Consider the following 19,878-nt stretch of genomic DNA (forward strand, 5'->3'; position numbering starts at 1 on the left):
AAACCGCCATGCTGCCGTTTCGAGTTGTTGATCGTGTGAAGTTTGTTGTTGAGCGACAGCTGGTGAAAGGCGTTGGCTTCCAGTTGCTGGTGGTGGGTGTTTTTATTGGGATCATTTCCCTGATCGGTGGCTTGCTGGTTGTGCCCCAAGGCGGCGACTTTGATGACCCTGGGTCTGCGGTTTGGTGGGCTTTTCTTCGTCTGACCGACCCCGGCTATTTGGGTGACGATGTCGGCACATGGCAACGCCTTGTCTCAACACTGCTGACCATCAGTGGGTACGTGGTGTTTATGGGTACCCTGGTGGCCATCCTGACCCGCTGGCTGATTGCCAAAATGGCGGATCTTGAACGTGGCCTTACCCCCGTTACCCTGAAAAACCACGTGGTGGTACTTGGGTGGGGCAGCCAGACCCTACCGCTGCTTGCCGAACTGTTGGGCTCTTCCGGCCGAATGCGCCGGTTTTTGGCAAGACATGACGTTCAGAAGCTGAATCTGGTGGTGTTATCTGAAGAAGCGTCGGCGGTGCAGGTCCATGAGCTGCGCAATGAGCCAGGCATTGGCAGGCGGGTTCGCCAGATCATCTTGCGCTCGGGGCTGGCTATTCAGCCGGAGGCCTTACAGAGAGTTGCCTGTTTGGATGCCGCAGCGGTGATCGTGCCCAGCGCGGCATACGAAGTTGGCAGTCTGATTACCTCGGATGTGGAAACCGTTAAAGCACTGCTGTCGATTGCGGCGCAGGCAAGGCAATACCATGCGCCTTTGCCCTATGTGGTGGCGGAGATTCAGGATATCCGCAAGTTACCCGTGGTTGAGCGGGCCTACCCAGGTGCGGTTGAGGTGGTGGCCGGCAACGCCACCATCAGCCGTCTGTTGGTGCAAAACGTGTTACACACGGGTTTATCAGAAGTGTACAACGAGCTACTTACGGCCGGTGAAGGTAACGAGATTTACATTCGGGGCGGTGAGTCCGTAGCTGGCCTGACGCTTGGGGAGTTGGCGGCTGAGCGCCCGAGTGTCGTGATTCTTGGTTTGCTTCGTTATCGTGAGCAGGGCTGGGATATCCAGCTGGCGGCGCCGTCGGCTACCCGTATAAACACCGAGGATCGGGTCGTGATGATGGCCCGGGATTACGCTGAAACAGATGTGGATCCGAAAGCGCAGGCTTTGCCCCAGATAAACCGTGGCGAAGCCAAGCGGGCTGCGCGGGGGGAGGGGCTAGAAGGGCGCCGTATTCTGTTGCTTGGCTGGAACCGAAGAGTGCCCAGTCTGATGGCCGAGTTTGCCAGTTATGGCCCTGGGCAGCCCTTGGTGGATGTTGTCTCCGCTGTGCCGATACCTGAGCGTGAGCATGCACTCACTCGTTATGCCGTTGGAACATCTCTCGAAAACTACAGCCATGTCGAAGCTGATTACATGGTTGAGGAGGAATTGCGCCGGATCAATCCTGCCAGTTACGACACTATTATACTCCTCAGTAGTGACCGGCTGGCCTCGGGTGAGGAAGCGGATGCGCGAACCATGGTGGGTTACCTCCAGCTTGAAGACATACTGGCAGAATCGCCTGGCCGGCCGCAGTTGATTATGGAGCTTAGCGATCCGGACAACCGGCACTTGCTCTATGGCCATCAGAGCGAAATGCTCATTAGCCCGATGATCCTCAGCCATATTTTGGCGCAAGTAGCGTTGCGCCGTGAACTTAGAGTGGTGCTGGACGAGCTGTTTACCGTTGGTGGCGCTGAGATTCGATTCCAGAACCCAGAAACCTATCCGTTGCCGGCGAGCGCGGATTTTCACGTGCTGGAAAAGGTACTGGCTGCGAGCGGTGAGGTGGCTCTTGGCGTGCTCCGTGCCACTGCCGATGCTCGTGGCCGGTGCCTTATGTTGAACCCGCCGCGGAGGCAGTACCTGGATTTGCAGCCCGGCGATCAACTGGTTGTGCTCTGCCAGTCCTGAGGCTCGCCGTGGTGAGCAGCCCCCTCTGGATTCATTCATAAGAAAAATGCTGAAAATAGATTATATAAATTTCAATTATAAATATTAAGCCATTAAAGTACTTGGCAACGCAGCTAAATCATCAACCTAAGGATCGAAATCATGCCTTATTCAAGCGACATAGATGCCATTGCTTCCGTACTGAAGCAAAACCCGACCTGGAACGCGATTAACCCTAAGCACGCCGCTCGTATGCGCGCTCAGAACAAGTTTAGAACCGGTCTGGATATTGCCAAGTACACCGCAAAAATCATGCGCGAAGACATGGCTAATTACGACAATGACAAGTCTCAGTACACTCAGTCTCTGGGTTGCTGGCACGGTTTCATTGGTCAGCAGAAGATGATTTCTATCAAGAAGCACTTCAACAGCACCAAGCGTCGTTACCTGTACCTGTCTGGCTGGATGGTTGCTGCCCTGCGTTCCGAGTTCGGCCCGCTGCCTGACCAGTCCATGCACGAGAAAACGGCCGTTTCTGGCCTGATCGAAGAGCTGTACACCTTCCTGCGTCAGGCAGATTCCTGGGAACTGAACCACCTGTTCCGTGATCTGGAAGCCGCTGAAAACGCGGGCGACACTGCCAAGGCAGAAGAGCTGATCAAGCAGATCGACAACCACGAAACCCACGTTGTACCGATCATTGCAGACATCGATGCCGGTTTCGGTAACGACGAAGCGACCTACCTGCTGGCTAAGCAGATGATCGAAGCCGGTGCGTGTGCTATCCAGATCGAGAACCAGGTTTCTGACGAGAAGCAGTGTGGCCATCAGGACGGCAAAGTAACCGTTCCTCACGCCGACTTCCTGTCCAAGATCAACGCTGTTCGTTTGGCGTTCCTGGAGCTGGGTGTAGATGACGGTGTTATCGTTGCCCGTACTGACTCATTGGGTGCTGGCCTGACCAAGCAAATCGCTGTAACGGACGAGCCGGGTGACCTGGGCGACCAGTACAACAGCTTTATCGATGGCGACGTAATCGCAAATGCTGAAGACATCAACAACGGCGACGTTGTGATCAAGCAGGGCGGTAAGCTGGTTAAGCCCAAGCGTTTGGCTTCTGGCCTGTTCCAGTTCAAAGAAGGTTCAGGTGAAGACCGTGTCGTTCTTGACTGCATCACCAGCCTGCAGAACGGCGCTGATATGCTGTGGATCGAGACCGAGAAGCCCCACGTTGGCCAAATCGCTGCCATGGTTAACCGCATCAAGGCAGAAGTTCCAGATGCCAAGCTGGTTTACAACAATAGCCCATCGTTCAACTGGACTCTGAACTTCCGTCAGCAAGTATTCGACGCGTGGACTGAAGAAGGCAAGGACGTAGCAGCATATGATCGTTCTAAGTTGATGAGCGAAGAGTACGACAGCACCGAACTGGGCCAGTTGGCTGACGAATGGACCGCTAACTTCCAACGCGATGCGGCTCGTGAAGCGGGTGTGTTCCACCACTTGATCACTCTGCCGACTTACCACACTGCGGCACTGTCTACGGACAACCTGGCCAAAGGTTACTTCGGCGACCAAGGTATGCTGGCTTACGTTAAAGGTGTGCAGCGTGAAGAGATCCGTCAGGGTATCGCCACTGTTAAGCACCAGGACATGGCTGGTTCTAACATTGGTGACGACCACAAGGAATTCTTCGCAGGTGATGCTGCGCTGAAAGCCGGTGGTGGAGACAACACGATGAACCAGTTCTAAACGAACGGTTTAGTTGTGACTCCCGGGCATGCTCGGGAGTGTGAAAAAGCCTCGCGAATGCGGGGCTTTTTTGTGTGGGATTTTCGGTTTCGACACCTGCTTTCGTAGGCTACATGGCTGAAAAGCCAGCATAAGTATCTAACATCATAGGTTTCCTCTAATCGTGGTGTTTCAGATCTGGAACAGGTTGCTGCATAGAAAGCGGTTTTCTAATCTTATGATATCTATAATTGATGATAAAAATCAGTTGGTTGTGCTTTTCTTTTGAAACTGGCACGGGAATCGCTGTCTCTCTAGTGTGGATCTGAACCCTGATTTATCCAAAAGCTAGTGAGTTGGGTCGAGATCCCTGATAAGCCAACAACCTCAAAGGAATTGACGTTATGAACACCAATAAAAGCATGCTAGCGATTGCAATAGCCTTAAGTATGGGACTCTCAGGAGCGGCATTGGCCGAAGATGACCAAGGCGGGGATGGAAGCCCGAACACTAACGCGGATAATACCTCCAGCGCCTCAACCAACTCCGGCAATGACAGCTCTACATATTCGGACAGCTCAGATAACTCAGATAGCTCGGATAACTCGGATAACTCCGACAACTCGGATGGCAGTACCAACCTGAACGACGCGTTCAAAATTGCCGACAGTGGCAATGATATGTCGGATAACTCCGATAGCTCTGACAATTCAGATAGCTCGGATAATTCTGACAGTTCAGATAACAGCACCAGCTTGAACGACGCGTTCAAAGTTGCCGACAGTGGCAATGACATGTCTGATAATTCAGACAACTCCGATAACTCCGATAACTCGGATAATTCCGACAATTCCGATAACTCCGATAATTCGGACAACTCGGACAACTCGGACAACTCCGATAACTCTGATAACTCGAATAACAGCACCAACGATTCGTTCAATACAGCTGACAGTGGTAACAGCGACAGCTCTAATAGCAGCACCACCGATGTGAGTCTGTCACTGGATGTGTTCATGAACAACGCCGACCTTGATGGCGCTGTGAGTGGCACTACCATCACCTACGGCGATGCGAACGGTAGGAACTCCTACACAGACGCCCGTGTTTCCAACCGCATAGGCGGGGGCTCGGCTAACTTCACTGGCGTTGGCGCCTTTGCCCAGAACGCCGGCGTGGGTAGTGTTACCCAGGCCAACGTGAGTGTTATGTCTAACCTGTCCGCAGGTGGCGGTGGTAGCGAGTAAGCAAAGCGGGCCACACTTCAGGGTGTGGCCCAGCTGCTGTCGGGAGACACGTTATGACTAACGTCATCAGAGGGGTTTTGAAAACCGTGTGTTTGTTCGTTGCTATGGGACTGGCTGGCACAGTGGTAGCCGAAGAATGGATGGCGCTACCCACGATGAGTGCAGATCAGCTAGAGGATACCAGCGGGCGACAGGGGGTTCCCCTCCAGTTGCAACTCAACGAAAACCACCAGAATGGTGTGGTTACCGGAAATACGCTGTCGGGTTCTTCAACGACCGGAGACAACTTGATCTCAGATCAGGCATTCGGAAACATGAGCGGTATTGCCACGGTCATTCAGAACACGGGTAACCAGGTGGTGATTCAGGACAGCACACAGGTAAACATTCACATCAATCGCTGACAGGAGGTGGGCCATGATGAATCGGATGCTTGTACTATTTACAGTGGGAGCTGCGATGCTCTGGTCCACCGCTTTTTCCAGCACCTTTATGCTGCCGGGCGTGGGTGGCCAACTTCAGTTGGGGGTTCAGAGTTTCAAGGAGCAGCGTTTCAGCTCGGTCATGCAGCAGCAGTTCGATTTTAGTTGTGGCTCGGCTGCAATTGCCTCTCTACTTTCTTACCACTACAACCACGATGTCACTGAGCATGACGTTTTTTCTGGAATGTTCGCGCTGGCAGATCCAGAAAAGGTCCGCCTTGAAGGCTTCTCTATGCTGGATATGAAGCACTTTCTGGAGGCCGAAGGCTATCAGGCTGATGGCTTTCGTATGCCGCTATCGGGCATACGAGATAAGGTTCGTTTGCCGGTTATCGTGCTTTTGAACATGAATGGGTTCCGGCATTTTGTTGTTATTAAGGGAATCAGTGAAGACGAGGTGTTTGTTGGCGATCCAGCTCGCGGGCTTCAAGTGTATCCAAGAGCGGAGTTTGAAGATTATTGGAATGGCGCGGCTTTTGTTATTCGCAGCCATATGCAACAGGGACGTAGCACATTTCTGACAAGCGGAGACTGGCCACAAGTTGCTCGGGCACCGCTGTCTAAGGGGCAGGAAGGGCCGTCACTTGGTCACACACTGCCACATTGGCCATCCACGAGGGAGTGGTAACGCCATGGTTAGCATGCAGCGATGTGCACTGATGGGGCTGGCCTTTTTCCTCACAAGTGTGGCTATGCCGGCAGGGGCTGACGGCCTGCTTCTGTCTTCGGCTTTGAGCGACGACGAGCTTGCGTCATACAGGGGGGGCTTTAGTTTGGGCAACTTGGAGATTTCGATTGGGCTGGAGCAGGTGGTTTCGGTTAACGGTGAAGCTCTGGCGATCAACCGACTAACCATCCCTAATCTGAATCAGATGGTGAGTGGGCAGGCGTTACCGCATCGGATAGATACGGTGTTAGGTATCATCAACTCCGGGCAGAATGGACAGGCGCTGGTATCAGCTGCGTCGGGTGCCGGCGGGTGGATGACACTGATTCAGAATGACTTGAATGGGGCGGTCATTCAGAATGCGCGACAATTGAACATCGAACTGAATAATCTGGGGCCTGGTTACCGCATTCCCGATAGCCTGCGTAACCCCATTCTTCAGTTTCTTGGGCGTTGAGCATCGTGCATCGTGCGCACGATGCTCCCAATTTTCTAGAGACTAATAGGCAGTTTCAGTGTGATCTCACTGTTCGGCGCATTTTCCGTTACACCCACGCTAACAGTAAGGCTTAACGTTGTATTGGATGACAATCTCTGAGAAAGCCCGAATGACAATGAGCCAATCTGAATGCTGTCAAAGTTAGCGCCAAAAAGATCAAAGTCGCGCTCATAGGTTGTCTTTCGGATAATCGAGTGATCGTAGCCAAGACTGAATGACGTGCGTTGATTGAAAGCGAACCCCATGCCGAAGCCAAATCGGATGATATCACCCGGGTCAACGGTGTTGCCGTTCTCAAAGCCCTTCTCGTCTTTTAACGTATAAACATAGCTTAGGTTGCCATAGAGCACAGCAGGGTCTGAAGGGTAAATGAATGATACACCAGGCTCGAAGGACCAAAATCCCGAGCCTGTTGGACGTTCTTCAAGTTCTATTCCAATGGCGTTGCCGTTGTTATCCCTAACGACACGCTGATCGACGTCGTATGGGCTATCTCCGGTGGGTGCTTTTGCGCGAAATGAACCGATAACGTAGGGCCAACCTCCCAGGCCATCGTTTAGCTGGTAACGTAATGACACGTCTATGTCTCCCAAGCCTTCGCCAGAAGACTCCCACAGTGTATCCACAGGCGTACCTTCAAACGCTTGACGCTCTCGAAGATCTTCGTGAATGCTCAAGTAGGGTGTACGTATGGCGGCTTCAAAGCGGCTGGTAAACCCGTATTTCAGAGACAGCGCGCCAACAAAAATATCCCGTTGAACCTCTGAAATATTGATCAGGCCTATCAGAAGGGCAGGAATTACCGTATAGCCCTCCACCGCAACCTGGGTTGCGTTGCTGTGGGCGTAAGAAATAGATGGCTCAATGGTGAAGCGGCCCGGGTGAGTGACAATGCCTCGGTCAGAGGTGATTGAAGCGATATCCGAGGCTTGTTCTTGAGATCGTTCGGCTTGGGTGGGTGTTTTCCCGACCTCGTCTTGTTCTGGCTTTGCGGCACTGATTGTAGGAATTATGCACACGCTGAGAGTGAGCAATAGGTGAGATTGGATTTTCATGGCAAGTCTCCCTTTCGGACAGGGTTAGGACGGAGGTTTTGGCTATGAGAGCCAAGTTTGTACTTGTTAAATAGCCGGTAAAGCGAAACCCGCGATATGTTCAGAATCCTCGCAGCTTCTGACATGTTGTAGTTTGCCAATCTGAGGCTGCATAACAGCGCCTGCCGATCAGCCCGGGCGCGGAACTCTTTGAGACTGATGTTGGAGGAGACTTTCGAACCGGAACCGAGGCTGGCCAGACCAAGATCGGAAGCCTCGATGACCAATGCGTTGCTGAGTAACGATCCCTGTTGTAAGCAGTTTTGAAATTCCCGGAAGTTGCCTGGCCAGGAGTGGTTCACCAGGCTGTGAATAGCCTCGTTGCTCAACCGTTTGGGCTTTGTTCCCGGAGAAGACATTGCGAGTAGTGCGCGGGCAAGGGTTGGTATGTCCTCTCGCCTGTTTTTCAGCTCCGGGAGTGTCACTTCTAAGCTGCCAAGGCGATAGTAAGCATCACTACGGAAGCGCCCGAGCGCTATTAGATCGGGTAGTGATTGACTGGTGGTGGTGATAATTCTGCAGTTGATCGGTATTTGTGTGTTGCCACCGACCCGTTCAATATAGCCTTCTTGAAGAAACCGCAAGATGGCAGATTGTTGTTCAAGCTTAAGCTCGTTGATGCCAGAGAATACCAGCGTGCCGCCATTCGCCTGCTCAAGCCGGCCTGGCCGAGAACTCAGGGCGTTGGTAAAGGCTCCCTTTTCATATCCAAACAGCTCGCTCTGGGTAAGAGTCGCAGGCAAGGCCGCGCAGTTAATGGTCACCAGTGGGCCGGTAGCTCGGGTGGAATGCGAATGAATGAATCTGGCGGCAGCGTCCTTCCCAGTGCCGCTTTCTCCGGTAATCAACACTGGCTCTAATGTTGCCGACAGGCGCCTGAGTAGGCTGCGAGCCTGCTGGATGGGTTGAGAGTCTCCCTGCAGTGCCAGCCACTGGTAACGATCGTGTGCAAGGTTGTTGATTGGTTCCAGAATGGTTGCCATGCCCCACAAGTGGCCCAGCACGGTATTGATGCGCTGGAAATCCACGGGCAATGTATGGAAATCGGAACAGTAGAGTGTGATTAGTCTAGCGATATGTGTTCCGCGTACGGGCCGTTGCGGAGCGATAGCGACCCAATATCTCAGGCCGAGCGTCTCAAGCCAGCATTCGGGCAGCGGGGTGTCTTTTTCTGGGAATGTTGGAAGCTCCAGTACACCCACTCTGGCCTCATCGGGAACAGTAGCCAGTAGGGATACAGGCTCATCAAGATTGAAATCGATCAGGTTCCAATTTGTTTCCAGTTCCTTTCGCACGCAGGTTTTGCTGTCTGCCGCTGACAGCCAAACAAGCGGTCTCTTTTCCACCATGGCAAGCCTCCACGGGAGTGGTGCCTTGGAAATTGGACTGCCAGTCGTTCAGAATTATGTTGTTTAACCGGTACGGCGAAAGCTCCGGCACACGGCCCTGTGTGACCCGCCATGGCATGCTGCATGCAGCCATGTATATTGCTTTATATTTCGTTTGGTCAGGCAGATTGTGTGCCAAAGAATATATAGGTAAGGCTATACAGGCGGTTGCGAATTTTGGATGTTTGGCGGGCCGTAAAACTGTAAAGTTGGCTGACATTTCTAGGGTGACTGTTACCCATCCTGAAGCAGGAGATCGCCCTTGAGTATTGAGCAAGGTATTGTATTTTCGGTGCTCGGAATTACCCTTGCCATGTTCGTATGGAACCGCTTGCGTTTTGATGTGGTGGCGATGCTCGCATTGCTGGCGGTAGCCATTACGGGTTTGGTGCCAACTGAAGAGTTGTTTGCGGGTTTTGGTCATCCGGCCGTGATTACCGTGGCGGCTGTTCTGGTTATCAGCCAGGGGCTGGTGAACGGTGGCGTGGTAGACAACATCGCACGCCTGCTGGGTAAGATCAGCCATCGCCCGACGCTTCAGGTGCTGACGCTGACCAGTGTGGTGGCCCTTTGTTCTGGCTTTATTAATAACGTGGGTGCACTTGCGTTGCTGATGCCTGTGGCCATCTGGATGTCACGGGAAGCGGGGCGTTCGCCTTCACTACTGCTGATGCCTCTGGCCTTTGGATCACTGTTGGGCGGCACCATGACGCTGATCGGTACGCCGCCCAATATTATCATTGCATCCTACCGTGAGGGCGGCACCTTCGGATTGTTTGATTTTGCACCTGTCGGCGTGGCGATTACGCTGGCGGGGATAGCTTTCATTACGCTTATTGGCTGGCGTTTTACGCCCCGGCGAGAGGAGAGCTCGACCAATGGAAAGCTGTTCAGCGTTGGTGAGTATGTTACTGAGCTGCGTATTCCCGCTGACTCTCCCCATGCGGGCTCAACGCTGCACAACCTGCTTACCGAATCCGGGGACGAGCCAGACGTTGTCGTTCTTGCGTTGATTCGAGGCGAGCAGCGCCAAGCTGTGCCTTCCACCTACAAAGTCATGCATGAAGGAGATGTGCTGTTGGTGGAGGCCGACACCACCAGCTTGCAGGCATTCCTTGATAACACCGGACTTGAGCTTGCTTACCAGGCTATCGATGATCAGGAAGCAGAAAACGCCAGTGAGAAGAATAACGACAGCACCGTAGCTGCCACCCGAGACGAAGAAAATGAGGAAGACGACAAGGCAGCCTCTGTCCGTATAGCCAAAGGCGAGCTTCACTTGGTGGAGGCGGTGATAGCGCCAGAGTCCTCGCTGGTTGGGCAAACGGCCAACCGGCTGCAGTTACGGGAGCGCTATCAGCTCAATATTGTTGCCGTAGCCCGACTGGGTTATCGCCTCAAGCGACGCTTGGGAGACATACGCTTCAATGCCGGCGATATATTGCTGGTGCAGGGGTTCGAGGATTCTCTGGGCGGCACGTTGGCAGAGTTGGGCTGCCTGCCGCTGGCAGAGCGAGGTCTGAGGTTGGGCTCTCCCCGCAACACCGTCATGGCCTCTGGCATCTTTCTGGCTAGCGTTGTCGCCATTGTTGCCGGCCTGCTTTCAGCCCCGGTCGCGTTGGTAGCGGGAGCGGTTGCTATGGTGGTGGTGAAACTCATGTCTGCAGCGGAAGCTTACAAAGCGATTGATTGGTCGGTAGTTGTATTGTTGGCGGCGATGATTCCGGTCGGCCAGGCGATGGAGACCACTGGTGGCGCTGAGCTGATTGCCGCGCAGATGCTGGTGCTGGGCGAGAATCTGTCAGTTGTCTCGGTGCTGGTGATGATACTGGTGAGCACCACGTTGTTGTCCAACGTCGTAAATAATGCAGCGGCAGCTATTGTGGTTGCGCCTATCGCTCTGAGCCTGGCCAGTGAACTACAAATACCTTCCGATGCAGTGTTGATGGCGGTTGCCGTGGGGGCGTCATGTGCTTTTATGACGCCCATAGGGCATCAGTCCAATGCGCTGGTGATGGAGCCTGGGGGCTACGAATTTGCTGATTACTGGCGCTTGGGTTTGCCGCTCACTGTGGTGGTCACGGTCGTTGCCGTGCCAGTCATCATGCTGGTCTGGACCTGATAGTATGAAAGTGAATCAAGCTTAAGGAGGCATGATGGAAGCAGAGCAGATGCAAAAGGCTGGATTGCTGGTGGAACTTGCCGTGACGCGCAAGCGAACGCGACAGCTCATCACATCATTAGACGAGCAACAGCTTGATATTCCTTACCACCCGGGCGTGAATCCACCGCTTTGGGAAATGGGACATGCCGCTTTTTTCTATGAAGTGTTTGTGTTCAACCTTCTGGATGGCGATACCAGCTTCGACTCTTCCATGGACGAGCTGTGGGATTCGTTCCACATTGATCACCAGGATCGCTGGCGCAGGGATCTTTTTCCCGGCCTTGAAAAAACCCTGGCCTATTTCGACCATGTTTACGACAAAATGGCGGATCGTATCGAACACTCGCCACTGACAGACCGCGAGCTGTACTTGTATCGCTACGCCATCTATCACCAGAACATGCACATAGAATCATTGGTGTGGTGCCGCCAGACTGCTGGTTACGCGCCACCGCCGGGGGCAAGTTGTGGCCGACCAGCGCCTGGCGAGTTACAGGGCGGCTTGCTAGAAGATGATGTTGTGGTTCCTGCCGGCGACTGGTTGATTGGCATGCCTGGGGACTCGGGTCAGTATGCGACGGAGGATTTTGCGTTTGACGCAGAAAAACCTCGGCATGCTGTGAGCCTGCCTGCGTTTGCGATTTCCCGGTACCTGGTTAGCAACCGCCAGTTTATGGCCTTTGTAGAAGACGGTGGTTATCAAAAGCCTGAACTATGGTCATTTGGCGGTCAGAAATGGCTGGGAACAGGCATCGACATGGCGCTGGTGCAAGGGGAAGAGAACCCCCTACTGATACTCCCCCGGCAGCCTTTGTACTGGCGCCAGCATGGGGGCCAGTGGCAGGAAAAACTCTTTGACCAATGGCATCCATTGAATCCCGATGCGCCAGTAACTCACATTAGCTACTGGGAAGCAGAAGCCTATTGCCACTGGACGGGTCGGCGCCTGCCCACTGAGCAGGAATGGGAGGTGGCGGCACTGGGTAACCGGAAGGGTGAACCGTTCCAGAGATATCCCTGGGGGAACGAGCTACCCGACGCTGTGCGGGCGGATATGAGCGCAACCGGTATGGCGCAGAATCCTGTGTTTGATTACCCGGCAGGAGACAGCCCTTTTGGTTGCCGGCAAATGATTGGCTCAGTATGGGAGTGGACCAATAGCCAGTTTTTCCCTTACGACGGCTTTCGCAAAGACATGTATCCGTTCATGTCTACGCTCCAGTTTGGCGACCACAAGGTAAGCCGCGGGGGCAGTTGTGCCACGTCGCTTAGCTTGATTCGTGGCACCTATCGCCAAGCATACCTGCCGCAGCGAAACGATGTTTATACTGGCTTTCGGACATGCGCTTTGTCCACAAAGTAGTCTAAAGCCTCTGGGTACTTTGGCCCTTATGAGGCCAGCTCGGATTTCGTCGGTGCTTGCCGGTCCAGTAGGTGACTCGCAAGCGCCACACCCGTCTCGCTCATGGTTAGGTAGGCGTCATCCGCGCCCGCCTCCTGGATAAGTCTGGCCTCGTCTGGGTACATGGTGTGCGCGACGATGTAGCCGGTAAAGCCAAGCTTTCTCAGCATGCGAGCCGCAATCAGTTTGGCTTCAATATCACTCATGGCAAGAATGACAGCCTCCAACGACGGCATATGCAGACTCTCCCAGAAGGTGTTGTCTTCTGCATCCGCATAGATTACGTTGCGCCCTTCCTTTTGGTGTCTCGCCACTTTTGGGGGGTCTGAATCCAGCGCCATCAACCGTGGCTCTGTTGCTTGCAGCCAATCGTAGGCTGAGGTGCCAGTGCGACCCATGCCCATCACCAAAACACGGGTGTCGCCAAGAGAAATAGGTTGTTCATCTGGGTGCCTTTGAGTGCTCTCAAAGGGAACAAGTCGATGGCTCAACCGCTCATAGAGTGGGTGGGCGAACCGGTTCAGTGGGGCCGAAATCAGGAAGGACAGCGCAACCGTTATTGCCAGAGGAACCAGCCATTCGGGTAGTGCTATGCTGGCTACAATCAGCCCGAACTCACTGTAGTTGGTGAGTGAAAGCGCGGTCAAAAAGCCGCTGCGGGCCCGCAGGCGGAACAGCAGCATCAGGAAGAAAAACAGAATACCCTTTAGCGGCAGAACGAAGGCTGCTACCACGGCAAAGACAATAGCGTTGGTGCCTGGCAGGCCCCCTATTCCGATTTGCAAAAAGAAGCCAACCAGAAAGATCTCTTTTACGCTCCATAGGGATTTGGCTAACTCCTGGCTTCGAGGATGATTTGCCAAAATAGCACCAAATATCAGCGCGCCCAGCTCTGAGCTCAGCCCCACCGTTTCAAAGCCCATACCGCCAAGTACGAGCGCCAACAGCAGGCCTAAAAGCACCAGAAGCTCATCGTGCCCACTGGCATCCAGCAGCTTGAACAACAACGGCCGCAACAGGGGCAGGCCAAATACAATCAACGCCCATTCTGAGGGGGTCTGGCCCGCAGCCAGGCTCATTACCAGTAACGCAATCAAGTCCTGCATGATAAGGATGCCGATGGAGACCCGGCCGTGGAACGCTCTCAGTTCGCGTTTGTTTTCCAACACCTTTGCAGCAAGCACTGTGGATGAGAAAGAGAGGGCAACCGCCAACATAAAGGCGACGTACCAGGTGGTATCCAATAGCAGGTAAAGCCCCGGCGTAAATACAAAGCAGGTGATGGCAAAGTGTAGCAGGCTACCGCCGATAACCTCCGGGCTGATAACCGACTTGAGCTTGAGCTTCAAGCCCACCGTGAAAAGCATCAGCAATACACCCAGATGGGCGATGTGGGCAAGTGCCGCTGTAGGTTCTGGATAGAGGGGAATGGATGGAGTGGCCGCAATAGCGCTGAGAACGAAACCCGCGCCCAGATAACCGATTAACGGCGGCAAGCCAATGGTCTTGATCAGCAGACCAAGACCAAAGGCCAAAGAAATCCAGATAGCTTCAGGCATGAGAGATTCTTTCAGGGGAAACGAATTATATTTCTCATAAGGCTACCTTGTTTTCACTGACCGTTGAAGTGGGGCCTGTCGCAGGGGCTGAGCGTGGGTTTGCTTGCGGCAAAAAAACGCCCGGCCAAAGGCCGGGCAAAATACACAGAATGATCTCGCAAAAGATACAGTTGTGTTCTGAGAAACTAGAAATCGACGCTCATGCCAAGGTAGGCTGTGCGTGGCAGGTTCGGGCGTGCGCCGTAAGGTGAACGGGAAACAATTTTCTGGTCGTCCATCAGGTTGGCAATTTTGGTGAATACCCTTGCACCAGGGGCCACTTGATAGCTGCCAGAGAAGTTGACCACCGTATAAGCTTCGGTTTTGTCAAATTTTGTGCTGCCAGCTCTGTTGCACTCGCCGTTGATGCACATCTCATCCACGTAAGCCAGGTCCACATAGGCATCCCAAAGCTCACCACTGCGAAGGCCGGCGCGAACGTTAAATACCTGCTCCGGCAGGTACGCCAGGTTGTCACCGTCCAGAACGCTGCCGTCATCGCTATCCTTGGTGATTTCTGCATCCGTGTACGTCCACGTGGCTGATAAAGGTGCGGTAAGGCCACCTCCCAGTGGTATTTCGTAGCCCACTAAAGTTTCCAGCCCGGCAATGGTGGATTCGCCTTTGCTGATAGAGCCGGATGTTTGCGAGCCGCAAGGGTTGGCCAGGGAGCAGTACTGAACGGTGTTGCTGTAATCACTGTAGAAAGCGATGGCTTCGCCGAAGAACTCACCCCGATGCAGTCGCACACCGGCTTCGTAGTTAATGCTGATTTCCGGGTCGACGTCGGTGCTGCCAGCACCAGCTGGACGCATGCCACGATGTACGCCGCCTAACAATATAACCTCATCGTTTAAATCGTAAGTCATGCCAATACCGGGTAGTAGCTCAGAGGTGCTGTTTTTAGCACTGCTGCCAGCCTGAATGGTGGTGCGGTCAACATCGGCATAGCGTTTGGCCTGGGTTTCGAAATCTTCGTAGCGAAGTAACGCAGTGACTTCGAGACGATCCGTAACGTCAATTCGGTCAGCAATGTAGGCGCTCCAGGCTTCCGCTTCCTCAATGCGGTTGTCACCGCCTGTGGGCTGCGTTGTACTCACGTAAGTGATAGCTGGTTGGCCATTAAAAATTTCCTGGCGGAAGTTATCCACTGGCTGGAAACGGTCCACTTCGTCTTCGTGATAACGCACGCCAAAGGTGAGGTTGTGATCCATGCCAGCAGCACTGGTCATCCAATCTGCTTTGAAGTCTAACCCTTTGGAGACGTATTCGCGGCTGTTGCTTTTCACTTCAAGGTCGGCTGCGATATTTCCATGCAATTGGCCAATGGCCGTTGGATCACCGCCATTTGCGCTGCTTATGATGCTGCCGAGGCTGGAACCGCCAAGGGAGTTAGCTTTGTACCAGTCGCGTTTGAAAGTGTTGTAGTAAGCGGTAGTGGTCAACGCCAGTTCGGGCGACAGTTCCACCAGGTAGCGGGCCATAAAGCCGTTGCGCTGGTTATCCATGTTGTCCAGTTCTGAAGCGAAGTAGCGCTGATTAGGATCTTCGGCGAAGTCTTCATCAGTCAGCCCCAGATAGGTCTCGTTGCTCAGCTCTTCGCTGTAATCCACTTTCAGATCCAGCTGGTGATAAATGTCTGCATCGGGCGCTGAATTCAACCTGAGTTTCGCAACAAAGTCCTGTTTGTCGAAACCGCTTTCACGATCAGAATATTGAATGTCTTTGAAACCATCGTTTTCCTGCTGGTGGGTTTCGATCATCCAGCCGACCTGGTCTGTGCTGGCCCCATACCAGGCATGGATGCGCTTGCTGCCTTCTTCGCCTATTTCCGCTGTTACGTGGCCCGCGGGGCTGTCAGGAATGGGTGTTGATCTCAGGTTTAACGCGCCACCAACGGTTGCGGGCCCATAGCGCAACAGGTTAGGGCCTTTCAAAACCTCTATACCACTCATGCGGCCAAAGGAAGGGAAGTAATAAGCGGCTGGTCCGGAGTAGGGTGCCGGTGCCATTAATACGCTGTCTTCCATCAAGGTAATGCCAGATGAGCGGCTGGACCCGGATCCACGGATGCCTATGTTCGGGCGGAGACCGTAGCCTTCTTCTTCGCGCAGATAGGTACCAGGAACCTGCCGAATAGCTTGATTTATATCGGTATATTTCATTTGCTCCAGTTGCTCGCTGGACACCACGTGAGCAGAGCCGGGCAAAGCCGATGCTGTTTCAGCATCGCCAATGATGACCAGTTCTTCGAGGTTCTGCTCTTGCGCTGTGGTGGCCAGTGAGGCCGAGGCTATAGCTATTGCGAGAAGACTGCGAGAAACACGGTATTGCATTAGACACTCCGGTTACATTGGGTTAACAATTTGGCCATGATACCTAAATGATACCTAATTGCAAATGCATCTCATTTATATTCATTTTTAAGTTTAGATTTTGTTTTAGATTTAAATTGCCAGTTTGTGTGCACCAGTCGTTATCCAGACTTTTTCCTCTATGCTCATGCTTTAGTTAGCTTTTTAAGGTTCTATGAGGAGTTTCGGGAGGGGAGGCGAGTAGACGCCTGCGGGGCTTCGGAGGTTCTCAGGTAAACAATGTTGAACGAGCAGGTCCTGATATTGCCGGGTTACCCAATGTAAAAAGCCCGGTCAATGACCGGGCTTTAATTCGAAAAGCGTGGCTGGGATCAAGACCCTTCCCGGGCAATAGCCCGATAGGCAATGTCGTTGCGGTAAAACACGCCATCCCAGCGTATTTTTTCGGCGAGTGCGTATGCCCGTTGCTGGGCTTCAGTCACCGTGTTACCCAATGCAGTTGCACAGAGTACCCGGCCGCCACTGGTGACCACTTGGTCGCCATCAAGCGTGGTGCCTGCATGGAACGCCTTCTCCCCCTCGGTTTCCGTTTCTGGCAAGCCAGAAATAGCGTCGCCTTTGCTGTAGCTGCCAGGGTAGCCTCCCGCTGCCAGAACAATGCCCACGGCGGCGCGCTCGTCCCAGTCAGAACTGCACTGATCCAGTTGGCCGTCGATGGCTGCCTGGCAAAGCTCTACGATATCTGACTTCATGCGCAGCAGGATCGGCTGTGTTTCGGGATCACCAAAGCGGCAGTTGAACTCGATCACCTTGGGCGCTCCAGCACCGTCGATCATCAGGCCGGCGTAAAGAAAGCCCTTGTACGGGTGGCCTTCTGCTGCCATGCCGCGCACAGTTGGATAGATCACTTCATCCATGATCCGCTGGTGCACGTCGGCGGTTACCACTGGTGCCGGGGAGTAGGCTCCCATGCCACCGGTATTCGGGCCGGTATCACCGTCGCCCACGCGTTTGTGGTCCTGAGAGGTGGCCATAGGCAAAACATGCTCGCCATCGACCATTACAATGAAGCTGGCTTCTTCACCGTCCAGGAATTCCTCAATAACAACACGGCTGCCGGCGTCGCCAAAGGCATTGCCAGCGAGCATGTCACGGATAGCGTTTTCGGCTTCCTCAAGGGTCATGGCGACGATAACGCCTTTGCCAGCAGCAAGGCCGTCTGCTTTGACGACAATGGGGGCGCCCTGTTCACGAACATAGGCCAGGGCTTCGTCTACGTCGGTGAAGTTGCCATAACCCGCTGTGGGAATATTCTGGCGGGCGAGGAAGTCTTTGGTGAACGCTTTGGAGCCTTCCAGTTGTGCCGCTCCAGCGCTGGGACCAAAGACGCGCAGGCCGCGCTCTTCAAAGAGGTCTACAATGCCGGCAACGAGAGGCGCTTCTGGGCCAACGATGGTCAGGCCTACTTTGTTATCGGTGGCAAATCCTGCCAGGCCTTCAAGGTCAAGAACGTCAATATCGACGTTCTCAACACCCGGCTCGTGGGCGGTGCCGGCGTTGCCAGGTGCGACAAAAACCGTGTCCGCATCCGGCGACTGGGCTGCTTTCCAGGCCAGTGCATGTTCACGACCGCCGCTGCCGATAACCAGAATATTCATATCTCGTTGCCCCGTGCTTTTTAAAAGAGTTAGTGCAAAGTGTTGTCATAAGTCTTATGACAACGCAGGGCGGAGTTTTGCCCCTGCCCCGTTTTTCATCAGTGCCGGAAATGGCGCATACCAGTGAATACCATAGCAATGCCATGCTCGTTGGCGGCATCGATCACTTCCTGGTCGCGCATGGAGCCACCAGGCTGTATGACGGCCGTAATGCCAGCTTCGGCGGCGGCGTCAATGCCATCCCGGAACGGGAAGAAGGCATCAGAGGCCATAACGGAACCTTTGACTTCCAGATTCTCATCGGCTGCTTTGATACCGGCAATCCGGGCGCTGTAAACACGGCTCATCTGGCCTGCGCCAACACCAATCGTGCGGCCAGCGCGGGCATAAACAATGGCATTGGATTTAACGTATTTCGCTACTTCCCAGGCAAACAGAAGGTCATTGAGCTCCTGTTCAGTTGGCTGGCGGTTGGTTACCACTTTCACGTCGCTCATGGCCACCATGCCCAAATCACGGTCCTGGACCAGCAAGCCGCCGGTTACGCGTTTATAGTCCATTGACTGGGCGCGCTCACCGCTGAGGTCGCCACAAGCCAGCAGCCTTACGTTCTTTTTGGCTGCGACCAGTTCTACAGCCTCGGGTGCGATGGTGGGGGCAATAATAACTTCGACAAACTGGCGCTCAATAATCGCCTTGGCCGTTTCCGCGTCCAACTCCCGGTTGAAGGCAATAATGCCACCGAATGCCGACGTGGGGTCTGTCGCAAAGGCCAGATCATATGCCTGGAGAATGTCGGCACCGATTGCCACGCCGCAGGGATTGGCATGTTTTACAATCACACAAGCTGGGTCTGCAAACGGCTTCACGCATTCCAGAGCGGCGTCAGTATCTGCGACATTATTGTAGGATAGCTCTTTACCCTGTAGCTGCTTTGCTGTGGCAACACTGGCTTCCTTCGGGTTGCGCTCGGCGTAGAAGGCTGCACGTTGGTGCGGGTTTTCACCGTAGCGCATGTCCTGCACTTTCACGTACTGACTGTTGAAGGTGCGCGGGAAATCTGCGTTTTCGTTGTCGGCTGTGCGGCCACCCAAGTAGTTGGCAATGGCGCCGTCGTAACCTGCGGTATGTTCGAAAGCTTTTACCGCCAGATCGAAGCGAGTGCTGTGGGGCAGCTGGTTGTCGTTGTCGTCCAGCTCTGCCAGAACCCGGCTGTAATCCGAAGCGCTTACTACAATGGCCACGTCGTTGTGGTTTTTGGCTGCTGCGCGAACCATGGTAGGGCCGCCGATATCGATGTTCTCGATGGCTGTGGCAAGGTCGCAATCCGGGTTGGCAACCGTGGACTCAAATGGGTAAAGGTTCACTACCACCATATCAATCGGGTCAATGCCGTGTTCGCCCATAATGGCATCGTCTGTACCACGACGGCCCAAAATGCCCCCGTGAATTTTTGGGTGCAGGGTTTTCACCCGGCCGTCCATCATTTCCGGAAAACCGGTGTAGTCAGACACTTCGGTAACAGGAACGCTGTTTTCTTTCAGAAGGCGAAAGGTGCCTCCGGTAGAGAGCAGTTCGATACCTCGGTCGGTGAGGGCGCGCCCGAACTCAACGATGCCGGATTTATCACTCACGCTGATTAGCGCGCGACGGACGGGGGTATTAGCCTGGTTTGCCATGGGGTCACATTCTTCACTTG

The 19,878-nt window shown here is 53.9% G+C and carries 14 protein-coding genes; 8 read left to right on the forward strand and 6 right to left on the reverse strand.

The genetic code is table 11. The annotated features are described in order from the left end of the window. The first annotated feature begins 8 nt into the window (after positions 1-8). The 6 genes from ACTH3S_RS00940 (at position 9) to ACTH3S_RS00965 (ending at position 6,518) form a co-directional block, all read left to right on the forward strand. Positions 9-1,955 (forward strand): CASTOR/POLLUX-related putative ion channel, encoded by a 1,947-nt coding sequence (locus tag ACTH3S_RS00940; RefSeq protein ID WP_441807152.1) that lies wholly within the window; start codon positions 9-11, stop codon positions 1,953-1,955. A 141-nt stretch (positions 1,956-2,096) separates the two neighbouring features. After that, positions 2,097-3,686, forward strand: a complete 1,590-nt coding sequence (locus ACTH3S_RS00945) for an isocitrate lyase (protein WP_441807137.1) — start codon at positions 2,097-2,099, stop codon at positions 3,684-3,686. Between the two features lie 383 nt (positions 3,687-4,069). Further along, positions 4,070-4,912, forward strand: a complete 843-nt coding sequence (locus ACTH3S_RS00950) for a dentin sialophosphoprotein (protein ID WP_441807138.1) — start codon at positions 4,070-4,072, stop codon at positions 4,910-4,912. Positions 4,913-4,965: 53 nt separating this feature from the next. Continuing rightward, entirely contained in the window at positions 4,966-5,316 is a 351-nt protein-coding gene (locus tag ACTH3S_RS00955) for a hypothetical protein (RefSeq protein WP_441807139.1), read from the forward strand. A 13-nt stretch (positions 5,317-5,329) separates the two neighbouring features. Continuing rightward, positions 5,330-6,022, forward strand: a complete 693-nt coding sequence (locus ACTH3S_RS00960) for a C39 family peptidase (protein WP_441807140.1) — start codon at positions 5,330-5,332, stop codon at positions 6,020-6,022. 4 nt (positions 6,023-6,026) lie between these two features. Further along, complete coding sequence (locus ACTH3S_RS00965) at positions 6,027-6,518, forward strand: hypothetical protein (protein WP_441807141.1); 492 nt, start codon at positions 6,027-6,029, stop codon at positions 6,516-6,518. 35 nt (positions 6,519-6,553) lie between these two features. Here ACTH3S_RS00965 and ACTH3S_RS00970 read toward each other — a convergent pair whose 3' ends face one another. Together ACTH3S_RS00970 and ACTH3S_RS00975 are read right to left on the reverse strand one after the other, a co-directional pair. Then, positions 6,554-7,615, reverse strand: a complete 1,062-nt coding sequence (locus ACTH3S_RS00970) for a transporter (RefSeq protein WP_441807142.1) — start codon at positions 7,613-7,615, stop codon at positions 6,554-6,556. Further along, positions 7,612-9,003, reverse strand: coding sequence for a sigma 54-interacting transcriptional regulator (locus tag ACTH3S_RS00975; RefSeq protein WP_441807143.1), 1,392 nt, complete (start codon positions 9,001-9,003; stop codon positions 7,612-7,614). Before ACTH3S_RS00975 ends, ACTH3S_RS00970 begins: the two co-directional genes overlap by 4 nt. 301 nt (positions 9,004-9,304) lie before the next feature. Between ACTH3S_RS00975 and ACTH3S_RS00980 the strand changes: the two genes are divergently transcribed. Then, a complete protein-coding gene (locus ACTH3S_RS00980; RefSeq protein ID WP_441807144.1) occupies positions 9,305-11,164 on the forward strand; it encodes an SLC13 family permease in 1,860 nt (619 codons plus the stop codon). Between the two features lie 34 nt (positions 11,165-11,198). After that, entirely contained in the window at positions 11,199-12,569 is a 1,371-nt protein-coding gene (gene senA / locus ACTH3S_RS00985; RefSeq protein WP_441807145.1) for a selenoneine synthase SenA, read from the forward strand. A gap of 26 nt (positions 12,570-12,595) precedes the next feature. Here the strand turns inward: senA and ACTH3S_RS00990 are convergent, their stop codons facing one another. From ACTH3S_RS00990 to purH, 4 genes are all read right to left on the reverse strand, one after another. Continuing rightward, the gene (locus tag ACTH3S_RS00990; RefSeq protein WP_441807146.1) at positions 12,596-14,167 is read right to left on the reverse strand and encodes a cation:proton antiporter domain-containing protein; all 1,572 of its coding nucleotides are present in this window, start codon (positions 14,165-14,167) and stop codon (positions 12,596-12,598) included. Positions 14,168-14,352: 185 nt separating this feature from the next. Further along, positions 14,353-16,542: a TonB-dependent receptor family protein gene (locus ACTH3S_RS00995; protein ID WP_441807147.1), complete on the reverse strand. Its 2,190-nt coding sequence runs from the start codon at positions 16,540-16,542 to the stop codon at positions 14,353-14,355. A gap of 350 nt (positions 16,543-16,892) precedes the next feature. After that, a complete protein-coding gene (gene purD / locus ACTH3S_RS01000) occupies positions 16,893-18,179 on the reverse strand; it encodes a phosphoribosylamine--glycine ligase (RefSeq protein ID WP_441807148.1) in 1,287 nt (428 codons plus the stop codon). Between the two features lie 98 nt (positions 18,180-18,277). Then, on the reverse strand, positions 18,278-19,858 hold the full coding sequence (gene purH / locus ACTH3S_RS01005) for a bifunctional phosphoribosylaminoimidazolecarboxamide formyltransferase/IMP cyclohydrolase (RefSeq protein ID WP_441807153.1): 1,581 nt from the start codon (positions 19,856-19,858) through the stop codon (positions 18,278-18,280). Positions 19,859-19,878 lie beyond the last annotated feature (20 nt).

This window comes from Marinobacter sp. (genome assembly GCF_052094685.1).
GTDB lineage: Bacteria > Pseudomonadota > Gammaproteobacteria > Pseudomonadales > Oleiphilaceae > Marinobacter.